Here is a 567-nt window from a genome sequence, read left to right on the forward strand (position 1 = left end):
GTGGATGATCCTATGCTGTCGAGAAAAGCCTCTAGCGAGTTTCATGGCGGCCCGTACCCTAAACCGACTCAGGTGGTCAGGTAGAGAATACCGAGGCGTTCGGGTGAACTATGGTTAAGGAACTCGGCAAAATGCCCCCGTAACTTCGGGAGAAGGGGGGCCATTTCCGGTGACGGCACTTGCTGCCAGAGCTGGGGGTGGCCGCAGAGACCAGCGAGAAGCGACTGTTTACTAAAAACACAGGTCCGTGCGAAGCCGTAAGGCGATGTATACGGACTGACGCCTGCCCGGTGCTGGAACGTTAAGGGGACCGGTTAGTCACTCTTCGGGGTGGCGAAGCTGAGAACTTAAGCGCCAGTAAACGGCGGTGGTAACTATAACCATCCTAAGGTAGCGAAATTCCTTGTCGGGTAAGTTCCGACCTGCACGAATGGCGTAACGACTTCTCGACTGTCTCAACCATAGGCCCGGTGAAATTGCACTACGAGTAAAGATGCTCGTTTCGCGCAGCAGGACGGAAAGACCCCGGGACCTTTACTACAGTTTGATATTGGTGTTCGGTTCGGC

The 567-nt window shown here is 54.9% G+C and carries 1 rRNA gene; it reads left to right on the top strand.

Annotated elements, in window-relative coordinates:
• Positions 1 to 567, top strand: a 23S ribosomal RNA gene (locus IE274_RS39180); the annotation flags it as partial.

This window comes from Streptomyces flavofungini, assembly GCF_014650815.1.
Taxonomy (GTDB): domain Bacteria; phylum Actinomycetota; class Actinomycetes; order Streptomycetales; family Streptomycetaceae; genus Streptomyces; species Streptomyces flavofungini.